This window comes from Sporocytophaga myxococcoides, from assembly GCF_000775915.1.
GTDB lineage: Bacteria > Bacteroidota > Bacteroidia > Cytophagales > Cytophagaceae > Sporocytophaga > Sporocytophaga myxococcoides_A.
The window spans coordinates 26,058-41,383 of the sequence record NZ_BBLT01000014.1; the positions used below are offsets into that span (position 1 = coordinate 26,058).

General features: G+C 36.9%; 17 protein-coding genes. 16 read left to right on the forward strand and 1 reads right to left on the reverse strand.

Annotated elements, in window-relative coordinates:
* The first annotated feature begins 93 nt into the window (after positions 1–93).
* Complete coding sequence (locus MYP_RS23225; protein WP_045469240.1) at positions 94–735, forward strand: hypothetical protein; 642 nt, start codon at positions 94–96, stop codon at positions 733–735.
* 13 nt (positions 736–748) lie between these two features.
* A complete protein-coding gene (locus tag MYP_RS23230) occupies positions 749–1,144 on the forward strand; it encodes a hypothetical protein (RefSeq protein WP_045469243.1) in 396 nt (131 codons plus the stop codon).
* 98 nt (positions 1,145–1,242) lie between these two features.
* Here MYP_RS23230 and MYP_RS23235 read toward each other — a convergent pair whose 3' ends face one another.
* On the reverse strand, positions 1,243–1,899 hold the full coding sequence (locus MYP_RS23235; RefSeq protein WP_045469246.1) for a DUF3575 domain-containing protein: 657 nt from the start codon (positions 1,897–1,899) through the stop codon (positions 1,243–1,245).
* Between the two features lie 121 nt (positions 1,900–2,020).
* Between MYP_RS23235 and MYP_RS23240 the strand changes: the two genes are divergently transcribed.
* From MYP_RS23240 to MYP_RS23305, 14 genes are all read left to right on the forward strand, one after another.
* Positions 2,021–2,686 carry a heme exporter protein CcmB gene (locus MYP_RS23240; RefSeq protein WP_045469249.1) on the forward strand — a complete coding sequence of 222 codons (666 nt, stop codon included), beginning with the start codon at positions 2,021–2,023 and terminating at the stop codon, positions 2,684–2,686.
* A 28-nt stretch (positions 2,687–2,714) separates the two neighbouring features.
* Positions 2,715–3,401, forward strand: a complete 687-nt coding sequence (gene ccsA, locus MYP_RS23245) for a cytochrome c biogenesis protein CcsA (protein WP_045469252.1) — start codon at positions 2,715–2,717, stop codon at positions 3,399–3,401.
* Between the two features lie 3 nt (positions 3,402–3,404).
* On the forward strand, positions 3,405–3,644 hold the full coding sequence (locus tag MYP_RS23250; RefSeq protein WP_045469255.1) for a CcmD family protein: 240 nt from the start codon (positions 3,405–3,407) through the stop codon (positions 3,642–3,644).
* 1 nt (position 3,645) lies between these two features.
* Positions 3,646–4,059 carry a cytochrome c maturation protein CcmE domain-containing protein gene (locus MYP_RS23255; protein ID WP_045469258.1) on the forward strand — a complete coding sequence of 138 codons (414 nt, stop codon included), beginning with the start codon at positions 3,646–3,648 and terminating at the stop codon, positions 4,057–4,059.
* A 16-nt stretch (positions 4,060–4,075) separates the two neighbouring features.
* The gene (gene ccsA / locus MYP_RS23260) at positions 4,076–6,631 is read left to right on the forward strand and encodes a cytochrome c biogenesis protein CcsA (protein ID WP_045469261.1); all 2,556 of its coding nucleotides are present in this window, start codon (positions 4,076–4,078) and stop codon (positions 6,629–6,631) included.
* A gap of 17 nt (positions 6,632–6,648) precedes the next feature.
* Positions 6,649–7,428 (forward strand): Rossmann-like and DUF2520 domain-containing protein, encoded by a 780-nt coding sequence (locus MYP_RS23265; protein WP_045469264.1) that lies wholly within the window; start codon positions 6,649–6,651, stop codon positions 7,426–7,428.
* A 5-nt stretch (positions 7,429–7,433) separates the two neighbouring features.
* Complete coding sequence (locus MYP_RS23270) at positions 7,434–7,946, forward strand: KdsC family phosphatase (protein ID WP_045469267.1); 513 nt, start codon at positions 7,434–7,436, stop codon at positions 7,944–7,946.
* 11 nt (positions 7,947–7,957) lie between these two features.
* Positions 7,958–8,845: a geranylgeranylglycerol-phosphate geranylgeranyltransferase gene (locus MYP_RS23275; RefSeq protein ID WP_045469270.1), complete on the forward strand. Its 888-nt coding sequence runs from the start codon at positions 7,958–7,960 to the stop codon at positions 8,843–8,845.
* Positions 8,846–8,883: 38 nt separating this feature from the next.
* The gene (gene purN, locus MYP_RS23280; RefSeq protein ID WP_045469273.1) at positions 8,884–9,474 is read left to right on the forward strand and encodes a phosphoribosylglycinamide formyltransferase; all 591 of its coding nucleotides are present in this window, start codon (positions 8,884–8,886) and stop codon (positions 9,472–9,474) included.
* Positions 9,475–9,492: 18 nt separating this feature from the next.
* A complete protein-coding gene (gene purH, locus MYP_RS23285) occupies positions 9,493–11,019 on the forward strand; it encodes a bifunctional phosphoribosylaminoimidazolecarboxamide formyltransferase/IMP cyclohydrolase (protein WP_045469276.1) in 1,527 nt (508 codons plus the stop codon).
* An 89-nt stretch (positions 11,020–11,108) separates the two neighbouring features.
* Positions 11,109–12,134: a rod shape-determining protein gene (locus MYP_RS23290; RefSeq protein WP_028979898.1), complete on the forward strand. Its 1,026-nt coding sequence runs from the start codon at positions 11,109–11,111 to the stop codon at positions 12,132–12,134.
* Positions 12,135–12,141: 7 nt separating this feature from the next.
* A complete protein-coding gene (mreC, locus tag MYP_RS23295) occupies positions 12,142–12,981 on the forward strand; it encodes a rod shape-determining protein MreC (RefSeq protein ID WP_045469279.1) in 840 nt (279 codons plus the stop codon).
* Positions 12,978–13,493: a hypothetical protein gene (locus tag MYP_RS23300; RefSeq protein ID WP_045469282.1), complete on the forward strand. Its 516-nt coding sequence runs from the start codon at positions 12,978–12,980 to the stop codon at positions 13,491–13,493. The genes mreC and MYP_RS23300 overlap by 4 nt, the downstream gene beginning before the upstream one ends.
* Positions 13,494–15,326, forward strand: coding sequence for a peptidoglycan D,D-transpeptidase FtsI family protein (locus tag MYP_RS23305; protein ID WP_045469285.1), 1,833 nt, complete (start codon positions 13,494–13,496; stop codon positions 15,324–15,326).

Sequence of the window (15,326 nt, forward strand, 5' to 3'; positions counted from 1 at the left end):
ATTACTTATAGTTAAAATGCACTACCGATATCAGTTAAATCCAACTATTATTCATAACTTTATATTAGAATATTATATCTTCAGAAGAATTAAATGAAAAGGATTTTTTACCTTTTTGCACTTTTGCTCCCTTTATCCTCATTTTCATCAGATTTTGAAAAAAGGCCCTTTCATTATCATTTCTTTAAGCACGCTGCAACAGAAGAGAACTCTTCTAAAGGTTTAAACATCAAGCTTTCTCCAGCATTTTTCTGGAACACCGCATCGATTGAATTTGAATATCCTCTTAGCAGCAAATTCTCACTGGGTATAAATCTTTTCGCAAAACTCGGAAATACCGGAAGCGGTAAAAATAATATTAAGGTAAAAGAAGAAAGTTTTCTGAAAGACGGTTACCTTGCCGAAGGTCTTTTCCGGTTTTACCCATTAGCAATGGCTCCTGAAGGAATATTCATTCAGGGCAGTTTAACGTATGGCAACCTCATTTATTTTGATGGCAATACTCGTCCCTATACCCTTCACAATCACTGGAGAAAACTTCAAAATGTAAATAGCAGTATACCCATTGAAAAGCCCAAACCTTTAGGAGGTGGGCTGGGAATTGGATTCCAGACGGTTATAATTCCGGAACATTTGATAGGATGCTTGGTCTTAGGAGTCCAGGCTAATACAGATGTAGCAAACAAGACTTTTTACTCAATTTATCTTGCTCCCTCTCTGGGATTTAAATTTTAGCTAAATTTATAGCATGAAACGTAAGTTATACATTTTCGCTCTGGCCCTACCCATACTTTTTGCCTGTAAAAAAGACGAAAACTTTTCGGACCCACGACTTATTGGAAAATGGACTGACTTTAACACTTCCTATGCTTTTAGCGAGGATAAGACATTTTATTCCCTCTACCTTAGAAGCGGAATGGGAAGTGATACAATTCTGGTTGACAGCATCTTTGGCACTTACTACGTGAATAAAAAAAAGAACGTTTTGAATTTCAACATGAATGGCTATCGAAAAAAGGACAGCCTTAAAACAATCATAATAGAAAACAGAAATATGCCGGCCTGGAACTACACGTTTGACAATGATTCAACACTTACCTATCAGACAAGCACCGCATATAGTAAGCTATTCAAAAAAAAGTAGATACCTACTAGATCTGCCATTCCAATTTAGATAAATCATAAAAAAGCCTTCCAGAACAAATCGGAAGGCTTTTTTATGATTTATTTATATACATTATTTTAAAATGCAATACCAATATTAAATCCTAGCCTGACTCCTGGTCTCTGACCATCCTTTTCAACTCCAATATAAGAAGCTGCATTTTTAGGATTAGTTCTGGCGATTCTTGGATCTTCCCAAACAATAGGCTGCACGGTCCTGACTTTAAACTGTGGCCCAATATAAAAATCCATCACAAAAACCTTTGCCACAATAAACTGAAAACCACCTAAAACACCTCCACCAGATTCTGTGTAGCTATATTTTGCATTATAATCATTGGTAGTAGTAGTATTATCTTTGAAATTAACATCATACTTCCCATATCTTCCAAATGCAGAAATGTAAAATCCTTTGGGAGCTGACCAAGTTGTGTTTGTTAAATAATATTTTATTTCAGGAACAAGCGTATATCCCGAAAATATTTTTGAATCGTCGGCTCTTGAATTATCAGGGTCCGACCATGTAAAACCATAATCATCTACAATATGACGATAGCCGCCTCCAATCTGAATTGAAACCTTCTCATTTATTGCTCTTTCATATGCCAAATTTAAACTGCCAACAAATACTACTGGAAAGCCTATTTTTACAACATTTTTAGGGTCAGCCTTTTGAGCAAAAGAGGTAACCAACACAAAAAATAACAAACCAAGAGTTAAAAGATTTTTTTTCATTGTTTCAAAAGTTCTATATCACAAATATACGTTTAGCTGCCGGATTTTCCTTTAAATAGGTATTTAAACTAGATAAATTTACTTTTTTGATCAATGGGTTTTCCCCATCTTTGCACCTGAAATGCTTGCCCAGATATTAGCCCTGATAAAAAAAGATCTTACCCTCGAATGGAGACAAAAATACGCCTTCGGAGGAATCTTGCTGTATGTAGGCGGAGCTATTTTTATATGCTACCTCAGCATTGGAGTCAGAACATCGCAACTTTCTCCTTCAACCTGGAATGCAATATTCTGGATCATAATGCTTTTCATTTCCATAAATGCTGTATCTAAAAGCTTTTTTCAGGAACGGCAACAGCGGTTTATTTATTATTATACCATAGCAAATCCTCAGGCTTTTATCATATCAAAAATCATTTACAATGGTATTCTGATGATTTTTCTGGGAATTATTGCTTTCGGATTTTACACTTTGGTCATGGAGAATAGGGTTGAAGACAATATGTTGTTTATACTCAACATATTACTGGCCTCGATATCATTTGCCTCTTCACTCACAATGATCAGCGCTATTGCAGCAAAAGCCGGAAATAATGCCACGCTTATGGCCATTCTTGGCTTTCCTGTGATTTTGCCTTTATTACTTCTTATCATCAAAATTTCGAAAGCCGCAATGGACGGACTGGATCGATCGTTAAGTATTGATGAAATTGCAATTGTGCTTTCTATAAATGTAATTATAATAACTGTAACATATTTACTATTTCCTTACCTTTGGCGAAGCTGAAAAAGGTAATTTCGTAGATTTCGGCCTCATGACAACAAATTCAAGAAAAGGTCCACTCAACTGGTGGAAAATACTTACAATCATTCTCCTGTTCTACACACTGATTGCAGGTTTTTTATTTCCCGTACCAAGACTTCCCATTCTTAATGAATCTATAAGAAACTTGTATTTCCATGTGCCAATGTGGTTTGCTATGATCATTATGCTCGGGGTTTCTGTGGTAAATGCCATATTATATCTTTCCAACGAAAACTGGAAACATGATAAAACCGCTGTAGAATCAGCCAATACAGGTATCATATTCGGAATACTAGGGATTGTAACTGGTATGCTTTGGGCAAAATTCACCTGGGGTGAACCTTGGAGCGGCGATCCGAAACAAAATGCGTCTGCTATCGGCATTCTTATTTACCTTGCATATTTTATATTAAGAGGTTCTTTTTCCGATCCTGTAGAAAAAGCTAAAATCAGTGCCATTTACAACATCCTTGCTTATCCTGCATTTCTCGCTCTGATTTTTGTACTGCCAAGACTGACGAGCTCTCTTCACCCTGGAAATGGCGGAAATCCTGGCTTTAATGCTTATGACCTGGACAGCAAAATGAGATTGGTATTCTACCCAGCCATCATTGGCTTTTCCCTTTTAGGCTGGTGGATCACAACTTTAAGAATACGCTTTAAAAATATCGAACACCTAATTAAGTGGGGGAATTAATCTATGAAAAAATTGTTTTTTTTATTCGTCTTATTGTTCTTATTGAATTTTGGCACTCCGATTCTGGCGCAAAGTACAACTTCCTCTGAAAATGTGGAAATGGCAGATACATTCAGAAAAGAAGGTAAAATATATGTTGTAGTGGGAACTTTTGTGCTAATTCTTACAGGTATCATTGTATACCTGGTAGCACTAGACAGAAAACTAACTAAACTGGAAGACGAAATCGAGCATCAAAAATAACATGAAAAAGACTCACATAATAGGCCTTATTGTTATCGCTATTTGCATCGGTGTTATAGTTTCAACATCCGGGGATACAAGTGCTTACGTAACATTTAAAGATGCAGCCCAAATGGCAGCAGACGGGAATAAAAGCAAGGTGCACGTAGTTGGCAAAGTTAAAAAAGACGCCAATGGACAATTAACAGATTTTTACTACAAGCCGGAAATGGACCCTAATTATTTTGCATTCAAACTTATTGATCAGAATAACCAGGAACAGGAAGTAGTATACCTTAACCCTAGACCACAGGATTTTGAAAGAGCTGAACAAATTGTGGTAATAGGCAGCAGTCAGGAGAAAATCTTCAAAGCAGATAAAATCCTTATGAAATGCCCTTCTAAATACGAAGAAAAAGAACTGAAGGCTAACTAATTAAACTATCGAATTCATGCGCGAATATCTGGGGGACATAGGCCATCTTTGTGTCATCATTTCATTTATATTTTCCATACTTGCTACCATCTCTTTCGGAAAATCCACAGTATCAGTTGATCTAGCCAAAAAAGATTCCTGGATCAGATTTGCCAGAGGCATCTTTTTCATCCACTCACTGGCAGTATTTGGTGTAGTTGCAGCTTTATTTACCATAATAAGTCAGCATTACTACGAATACCACTATGCCTGGAGCCATTCTTCCAACAATCTTCCTTCCGAATATATGATCTCATGCTTCTGGGAAGGCCAAGAAGGTAGTTTTCTGCTCTGGACTTTCTGGAATGTACTTCTTGGTTTAATTCTTATTAAAGTTAATAAAACCTGGGAAGCGCCTGTCATGGCAATTTTCTGTCTTGTTCAGCTTTTCCTTTGTTCGATGATTCTGGGGATTGTAATTCCAGGACTAGATTTTAAAATTGGTAGTTCTCCATTTATCTTATTGAAAGATTATATGGGAGATATTCCTGTATATCAAAATAATCCTAACTTCATTCCTGAGGATGGCACTGGCTTAAATCCTCTTTTACAAAATTATTGGATGGTGATTCACCCTCCTACTCTTTTCCTTGGCTTTGCCGCAACCCTTGTTCCTTTTGCTTATTGTATGGCCGGATTATGGCAAGGCAGGTATAAAGAATGGATCAGACCTGCTTTCCCTTGGGCTCTATTCGCTGCATCTAGCTTGGGTATCGGAATTTTGATGGGAGCTTACTGGGCATATGAAACCCTGAACTTTGGGGGCTACTGGAACTGGGACCCCGTAGAAAATGCTGTATATGTACCTTGGCTGATTCTTGTTGCAGGAATTCATACAATGCTTATTTTCAAAAACAGCAATAAATCTCTTCAAGCATCTGTAATACTCATCACTGCACAGTTTCTATTAATCCTTTACTCTACTTTCCTTACAAGAAGCGGGGTCCTTGGAGATTCTTCCGTACATTCATTTACTGATCTTGGGCTCTCGGGGCAACTTTTACTTTTCCTTTTTGCACTTATAATTATAGCTGTAATATTCATCAGTGTCCGCTGGAAAAAACTTGGAGGAGAAGAAAATGAAGAAGTATCTGTTTACTCCCGAGAATTCTGGATATTTATCGGAGTAGTAGTATTCTGTCTTGCAGCATTTCAGGTTCTTTATACTACTTCAATTCCTGTTTACAATAAATTCCTTGGCTGGGTCGGAATTGAATCCAACATTGCCCCTCCTGCCGATCAGATTGAACATTACACAAAATTTCAAATCTGGGCAGGAATACTGATTGCATTACTTTCCGCTATCGGTCAGTTTTTCTGGTGGAAAAAAATGGATAGCAAAAAGCTATGGGAAGAAATGAGCATCCCTGCGATCTTAACTTTACTGATTTCCAGTGCACTAATTTGTCTGACGATGCTGAATAAAATCGACATCACTCCGACTTATATTTTACTCTTTACTACTGCATTATTTTCAGTAATCAGCAATATCAGCATCTTTTTCAAAATAGTTAAAAACAACTACAAACTGACTGGTGGAGCTATTGCTCATATAGGCGTAGCTCTGATGCTCTTCGGAATTCTATTTTCATCAGGATATTCTAAAATCATTTCCCTTAACACCACAGGATTAATTTATTCTAAGGAAGCAGGCGATGATTTTAACAGAGACAATATTCTTCTCTGGAGAAATGAGTGGAAAGAAATGAATGACTACAAGCTGAAATTCATTGGACCAAGGCTTGAAGCCAAAGGTTTTCCCGGTTACATCAAAAAAGAACACCTGATTCTTCTTGATGACCAATACAAGGCTCTGGCCAAAAAGGCAATAGAACATAAAGGGGAAAAATATTTTAACAAAGGAGATACAATCGAAATCTATCCTGAAAACACTTATTATGAAGTTTTAATAGCTAAAGCTAACGGTGATACATTTACTCTTTACCCCAGAGCTCAGGTTAATCCTACTATGGGCCTTCTTGCATCACCAGGCATTGAACATTTTTATGATAAGGACCTATATGCTCACGTGTCTTCCATCCCTTCTCCTGACGAAGAAAAAGAATGGTCGCCTACTGAAGAGTATACCATTAAACCAGGAGACACTGTATTTATCAACGACTATGTAACGATCCTTAATGAAGTTGAAAGAGTTAAATACGTTCCGGGAATGCCGTTGACTCAGGAAGACGCTGCAGTAATGGCTCATTTCCACGTACTTGATAGGGAGAAGAATCACAGCATACATCCGATATACATAATTAAAGTAAAAGAAGGATTGGCAGGACAAATTCCTGATGTCAACGAAGATCTTGGAATCAAAATCAGCTTCCTAAATATTGACCCGGCAAAGGAAGAGTTTACATTTGCTGTAAATACCACCCAGAAAGATTATATCATTCTGAAAGCAATTGAAAAACCATTTATTAATATTCTTTGGATCGGAACTCTTGTGCTGGTGGCGGGTCTTCTGCTTGCTATGATCAGAAGATATCAGGAGTTTGCTAAAATGAGAGACAAAAACACTGAATAATTTTTAAATCTGCGAGCATGGGCTATAAAATAACTATGATCGGTTCGGGCAATCTGGCCAGTCATCTGGCCCCTGCTCTTGAAAATGCCGGGCATTTTGTGAATGAAGTATATTCACGAAATCCCAATTCAGCAAAAAACCTGTGTAGTATGTTATACAATGCTGCCTGCGTTTCAAGTCTGAATTTTACCCAAAGCAAGTCTGCAATTTTTATTATTGCAGTTAACGACGATGCTATAGAAGAAGTATCCGCTCAGATAAGCCTTCCTCCAAATGGAATTTTGCTTCATACTTCTGGTACCAAATCTATATCAATTTTATCCTGTTTCGAACATTTTGGAAGCCTATATCCACTGCAGACCTTTACAAAACGGAAAAAGGTTTCCTGGGAAGAAATTCCGATTCTCACAGAAGGCTCTGATGAAGAAACTTCCAAGCATATTTTAGCTTTAGGGAAGAGTATTTCCACAAAAGCATTTCAGGCTTCTGAAGAAAAAAGAAAGCTCGTCCACCTTTCTGCAGTTTTTTCAGCAAATTTTGCAAATCACCTGCTTTATATGGCTAAATCTATGCTGGACGAGAATGATATAGACTTTACCATACTGCAACCTCTGCTTTCTGAAACACTGAAAAAAGCGTTTGAAATAGATCCTATTAAAGCGCAAACGGGCCCTGCTGTACGGAAAGATATTTCAACTATAAGGGACCATTTAAAAATTCTTGACAATAAAGAAGATTTTAAGAAAATTTATAAAGACATTACAGAGAATATAATTAAAGTTCATTCACAATCTTAATTTTCATGAATAGCCAACATTCTGATTTTTCAAAAATCAACACTTTTCTTTTTGATGTAGATGGGGTTCTTACTGATGGAAGTATACAGGCTTTCTCAACCGGAGAACATGTTAGAAATTTTTATATTAAAGATGGATATGCCATTGAAAAAGCTCTGCAGAGCGGATATAACATCATTATTATAACAGGAGGGTTTGAAGAAGGAGTTTCCAAAAGATTAAAATTTCTAGGGATAAAAGATGTTTTCATGGGGGTAAAAGACAAACTTGCAGTATACAATGAATACCTGCACGATAAACATCTGGACAAAAGTTCAATTTTATACATGGGGGACGATCTTCCTGATCTTAAAATGCTTAAATTGGTTGGAATGCCAACCTGCCCCAATGATGCCGTAGATGATATAAAAAACGTCTGCAAATATATTTCTCCTTATAATGGAGGACGCGGGGCAGTAAGAGATGTCATCGAAAAAGTAATGAAAGCTCAGGGCAAATGGCTGATAGATCAATGGTAAAAAATTAAAATATGCCAAGACCGGTAAAACTGCATTTAAAAACTTACTTCAAGGGGTTTGTTAAACTCATCCGGTTTAATAATCTTCTGATTTTGTTTTTTTCTCAGCTGTTTGTCTATTTTTTCCTTATTAAAGTTTTTCATGGTACTAAACCATTTAACTTCTCTTTCCTATTACTCACATTAGCTACAGTTTCCATAGCAGCAGCCGGATACATTATCAACGACTATTATGATATCAAAATTGACATCATTAATAAACCTGGAAGAGTTGTAATCGGACGAATATTCAAAAGGAGGACAGCAATGATCTTCCATTTTATTCTCAATGGCACCGGTATTATTGCCGGATTGATGATGGGATTGAGGCTAGGGGTTATTATTGCCTTTTGCAGTTTCCTGCTATGGCTTTACTCAAACCAATTAAAAAGACAACCACTTTCCGGAAATTTAGCTATATCCTTCCTTACCGGACTATCAATAATGCTTGTTGGAATATTTGCTAAAGAGCGCTACATCTCGGTTCTCGTTTATGCAGTCTTTGCCTTCTTTATATCCCTGATTCGGGAAATTGTAAAAGACATGGAAGATGTTAAAGGTGATGCAAATTTTGGCTGTAAAACATTGCCGATAATTTGGGGAATCCGAAAAACCAAATCATTCCTATTCATCATCGGAATAATTTTCATTGTCTCTCTTATCATAGGATACTTTTGGCTGATGAGAGAGAATCCTTATAATATATACTTTATTACATATAATCTCATTTTTGTTATTCTTCCATTTTTTATCTTCCTGATTTACCTTTCGAGGGCAGATACTATAACAGATTTTAAGAAATTAAGCACTTTTTGCAAGGTAATAATGCTTACCGGAGTACTGAGTATGCTTTTTGTCTAATCTTATTATATATTTGCATCCTTAAAATCAAAAATCCCTTGCCCGTTAAAATTGCAATATTTTGTTCCGGTTCAGGTTCAAATGCACAAAAAATTATTGAGTATTTTCAGGAGCATAAAAGTGCAGAAGTAGTATTACTGCTCTCTAATAATAAAAATGCATACGCCCTGGAGCGTGCAAAATTGCTTGGAGTACCTACGCGCGTATTTGACAAAGCACAATTTTCTCAATCACCAATAATAGTAAATGAACTCAAAGAGTTAGGCGTAAATTGGATTATTTTAGCTGGTTTTTTATGGCTAGTTCCTGAAAATCTGATTGAAGCATTTCCCAATTCAATTGTAAATATTCATCCCGCATTACTTCCATCCTATGGAGGAAAAGGAATGTATGGCATGTATGTTCATGAAGCTGTTGTAAAGGCTAAGGAAAAAGAAAGCGGCATAAGCATCCATATGGTAAATAAAGAATACGACAAAGGAACAATCGTATTTCAGGCAAAATGCTTTCTAACTGATGAAGATACTGCCGAAACTCTTGCAAAAAAAATACAAGCACTTGAACACGAACACTTTCCTAAAGTGATCGATGCGCTTATTTGTTCAAAAACATATAATCCTATTTCCTGAAATTTTAAAAAGTAAATAATGAATCCAAGAAAAATTAAATCTGCCCTTATATCAGTTTATTATAAAGACGGACTTGACAGAATAGTTAAACTTCTTGACAAACAGGGCGTTAAAATCTATTCCACTGGAGGCACTCAAAAATTCATTGAAGACCTGGGAATAAAAGTTACTCCGGTAGAAGAACTAACTACTTATCCGTCAATTCTTGGAGGAAGGGTTAAAACACTTCACCCTAAAATTTTTGGTGGAATTCTTTTCAGAAGAGATTTTGAACAAGACCAGAAAGAAGTTGCTCAATATGACATACCAAGCCTCGATCTTGTAATAGTAGATTTATACCCATTTGAAGAAACAGTTGCATCCGGTGCTTCTGACGAAGATATCATCGAAAAAATTGACATAGGAGGAATCTCTCTAATCAGAGGAGCTGCTAAAAACTTTAAGGATGTTGTGATTGTAGCTTCAAAAGATCAATATCCTATGCTCGAAAATATTCTTATTGAAAGAAAAGGAGAAACAGATCTTAATGAAAGAAGACTTTTCGCAGGAAGAGCATTTGATATTTCCTCCCATTACGACACTGCAATATTTAATTATTTCTTTAGCGGAGAAGAAATAAAACACTTTAAGCAAAGTGTAAGAGACTTTCAGGTGCTTCGTTATGGAGAAAACCCTCATCAGGCAGGTGTATTCTATGGTAAACTTGATGATATGTTTGAGAAACTAAACGGCAAGGAATTATCTTATAACAACCTCCTTGATGTTGATGCAGCTGTTGGATTAATAGATGAATTTGAAGGGACAACTACCTTTGCAATTCTTAAACACAATAATGCCTGTGGCATAGCTACAGCAAGCTCTCCCAAAGAAGCTTATCTGAAAGCATTAGCGGCTGATCCTGTTTCTGCTTTTGGAGGTGTAATCATCACCGGATCTAAAATTGACATTGCAACAGCTGAAGAGCTAAACAAGCTTTTCTTCGAAGTATTAATTGCTCCGGATTTTGAAAAAGATGCACTTGAATTACTTACTTCGAAAAAAAATCGAATCTTATTAAGGAGAAAATCCGTTACACTCCCTTCAAGACAGTTTAAAACACTTCTTAACGGAGTTATAGAACAGGAAAAAGATTTAAAAAAGGAAACAGAGGAAGAACTAAAACCTGTAACCAATCGTTTTCCATCCGACAAAGAAAAAAGAGCTTTGTTGTTTGCCAACAAAATCTGTAAGCATACCAAATCCAATGCAATCGTATTGGCAGTAGACGGACAGATGATTTCAAGCGGAGTAGGTCAGACCTCAAGAGTAGATGCACTCAGACAAGCGATTGAAAAAGCCAAAAGTTTTGGATTCTCCCTTGAAGGAGCAGTAATGGCATCCGACGCATTCTTCCCTTTCCCTGACTGCGTTGAAATAGCTGATAAAGCTGGTATCAAAGCAGTAATACAACCGGGAGGGTCAATTAAAGATCAAGAGTCAATAGACTATTGCAATGCACATGAAATAGCCATGGTCCTGACTGGATTCAGGCATTTCAAGCACTAAAAATGAGTATAATTTCTTTTGATTTAAAAACAAATTTGTAAATTTCACAGTATTAAAAGGATTAGTTTAAATCAGGATTTTTAATAAGCATGGGATTATTTGATTTTTTCACCAGTGATATCGCAATTGACCTGGGAACAGCAAATACCTTAATCATCTATAAGGACAAAATTGTGGTTGATGAACCATCAATAATTGCCCTTGACAAGATTACAGGTAAGGTAAGAGCAATTGGCCGGGAAGCAATGCAAATGCATGAGAAGACTCATGAGAACATCAAAACCATCAGACCTCTTAAAGACGGCGTAATCGCCGACTTCCATGCTGCCGAGCACATGATAAGAGGACTTATCAAGTTAATTGATGGAGGAAAAAGATTCTTCGGTGCATCTCACAGGATGGTCATATGTATCCCTTCAGGAATCACAGAAGTAGAAAAAAGAGCCGTACGTGACTCTGCAGAACATGCAGGCGCAAAAGAAGTTTATATGATACATGAGCCGATCGCAGCCGCAATTGGTCTTGGAATCGATATCGAACAACCAGTAGGTTCTATGATCGTCGATATCGGAGGAGGGACAACAGAGATTGCAGTGATCGCACTTTCAGGTATTGTTTGCGAACAGTCTATCAGAGTAGCAGGTGATGTCTTCAATAAAGACATCCTCGACTATATGAGAAGACAGCACAACTTGCTTATTGGTGAAAGATCTGCAGAAAGAGTAAAAATCGAAGTTGGTTCAGCGCTTACTGAACTTGATAATCCTCCTGAAGATTATGAAATAAGAGGAAGAGACCTGATGACTGGTATTCCGAAAATTATAAAAGTAACTTATTCAGAAATTGCTTTTGCACTTGACAAATCTGTTTCAAAAATTGAGGAAGCAGTGCTGAAAGCCCTTGAGATTTCTCCCCCGGAGCTTAGTGCCGATATCTATGATAATGGTATTCACCTTACAGGAGGAGGAGCACTTCTTAGAGGATTGGATAAGAGATTGGCAATGAAAACCAAACTTCCGATACACGTGGCTGAAGATCCACTTCGCGCTGTAGTAAGAGGGACTGGAATGGCCATAAAAGAATTTGATAAATACAGAGCAGTATTGATGACTTAAAATTTAAATGCACAGGTTATTTCATTTTTTATACCAGTATAAGGCATTTCTTTTTTTTCTGATTCTCGAAGCCATATGTGTATGGCTCATAATCAGAAACAACAGTTATCAAAGCGCATCCTATTTTAATACTTCAAATTACGTTGTTGGTGAAATTCTTCAAACAACCAACAACGTAACTGAGTATTTTAATCTTAAGGATGTAAACACTCAGCTTGCAGGAGAAAACGCAAGGCTGAAGCGACTGCTTACCAAAGAATACCAAAAAAAGGATTTTATCATTGGCAATAAATCAGAATTTTTAAAAGCCAACCAATACAATTACATTCCTGCAAAAGTTGTAAATAATTCCACAAGTCGATTTACCAATTATATTACAGTAGACAAGGGAACTCTTGACGGAATCAAACCCGGTATGGGGGTTATTGCTCAGGATGGAATTGTCGGAAAAGTTAAATCTTGCTCCGAAAATTTCTCAACAATTATTTCGTTGTTACATGAGAAATGGAGTGTATCAGCAAAAATCGCAGATGGAGAAATTGACGGAATTGTAAAATGGCAAGGAATGGATCCTGCTGTAGCGGACCTTCAGTATGTGGGTAGGCATCACCATTTCCAAATTGGAGACAGTGTTGTTACATCAGGCTACAATACCTTGTTTCCTCCCGGAGTTTTAATAGGGAGAATTCAAAATTTCAAAATAGATCAGGGAAAACCATTTTACAAAATCAATGTTAAACTGGCCACTGACTTTACAAGTCTGAGATATGTTTATGTAATTGAAAATTACTTAAAAGCCGAAAAAGATTCACTGGAATACCAGAATAATTATTCATCTGACGAATGAGAAGCAGATCAATCATAATGCCCATATTTCTGATTATCCTGTTTTGGGTATTACAAATTTTGATATTCAGAAATTTTGCCTTCTTCAATATGGCATTTTGCTATATCTATATTGGCTTTATACTTATGCTGCCATACGAGATTCCGCATCTGCTCACCATGATTATAGCCATGGCCTTCGGCTTTACAATTGACATATTCTATGACACCGTTGGTATGCATATGGCAGCCTGCGTTTTCATAGCTTATATTCGACCATATGTAATAAATGTGCTTACCCCTAGAGGTGGTTACGATGCTACCATGGAAATTTCCATCCAGTCCCTTGGGTTTCAATGGTTCGCTTCTTACGCCGCGGTACTCATATTTATTCATCATACGCTTCTTTTTGCTATTGAAGCCTGGGGACTTAATGTCTTCTTTCAGGCAATTGGCAAAATTGTATTAAGCTCAATATTTACTTTCGGGGTCTTCACCCTGCTACAGTTTCTGCTTTTCTCCCGCAAAAGATAAATGTTCAGAGATAGAAAAAATATTGTTCAGTTGATTTTCATATTGACTGGAGCAGTCTTTATTGTAAGACTGTTTTTTATTCAGGTACTGGATTCAAGATATAAATTTGAAGCCCAGAACAATGTTATGCGCCGCATAATTGAATACCCTTACCGAGGTCTGATCTATGACCGAAAAGGTAAGATACTTGTATTCAACACTCCTGTATTTGACTTAATGGTTGTACCCAAGGAAGTACAAATAAAGGATACGCTTACCTTCTGTAAACGCTTTGGAATCTCCAAAGAAGAATTTGTAAAAAAAATCAAAGAAGCAAGGGATTATTCATCTGTAAAACCAACCGCTTTTTTAAAACAACTTTCTATCGCTGACTTTGCCAAGGTACAGGACTTCCTGATTGACTATCCTGGATTTTACCCCCAGGCAAGGACCATCCGCTCCTACCCGCACCGAAGTCTCGCCAATGCTCTAGGCTATATCGGGGAAATTTCTAAAAAACAACTGGAAAAACAAGAAAGTAAGTATTACCTCCAGGGCGATTACATTGGTATATCTGGGCTCGAAGCAAGTTATGAAGAATTGTTAAGAGGCCAAAGAGGTGTAAAGTATATGATGGTGAATGTTAGAGGAGTTGAAAAAGGATCTTTCAGAGACGGAATTTATGATACCATTTCTGTGCCCGGTGAAAATCTTTATACAAGTATTGACCTGGAACTTCAACAATACGGAGAAAGGTTAATGGAAAATAAAATTGGAAGTGTTGTAGCAATTGAACCAGGAACTGGAGAAATTCTTGCCTTTATTTCCAGTCCTTCCTATGATCCTAATATATTGGCTGGCAGACACTTTTCCGAAAATTACCGAAAACTGGAGAAAGATAGTTTAAAACCATTATTTAACAGACCTTTAATGGCAATGTACCCTCCAGGGTCAATTTTTAAAATAGTTCAGGCTCTTGTTGGACAACAAATGGGAATTTTGACTCCTCATACTACGTTTGCATGCAACAGATCATGGGGGCCAAATTGTCACAACCACCCATCCCCGCTAAATCTTTTGGGATCGCTACAATGGTCCTGTAATCCATATTATTATATGGCCTTCAGGAACATGATTCAGCAGGGAAAACATGAAAATAAATTTAAGGATTCCAGAATAGGATATATACAATGGAGAGATTTGATTATGTCATATGGATTTGGGCAAAAACTAGGTGTAGACTTACCTAATATGAAAGCAGGATATATTCCGTCTCCGGAATTTTATGACAAATGGTATGGTTATAATGGCTGGAAACATTCGACGATACGATCACTTGATATTGGGCAGGGAGAGGTAATGATTGTACCGATTCAAATGGCTAATATGGCAGCTACAATTGCCAATCAAGGGTTTTACTATGCTCCTCATTTTGTAAAATATATTGGAAAAAATAAGGAAGTTCCAGAGCAATACAAGGAAAAACATTACGCCAAAGTTGACAAAAAATATTATCCTGTGGTAATCGATGCAATGGAAATGGTAGTGAATGGAGGAACTGCTTCAATCTTTAATAGGATTGACGGAATGAAAGTATGTGGTAAAACGGGAACAGTTGAAAACCCTCACGGAAAGGACCATTCCGTATATATTACATTTGCTCCAAAAGAAGATCCTAAAATCGCCATTGCAGTTTTTGTTGAAAATGCAGGATTCGGAGCAATGACAGCGGCGCCTATTGCAAGATTAATGATGGAAAAATACCTGAACGATACCATCACTAAACCACATATTGAAAAATACATCCTGGAAAAAGATTTTATCCATAGGAATAAGACAGCTTTGAAAAAATAA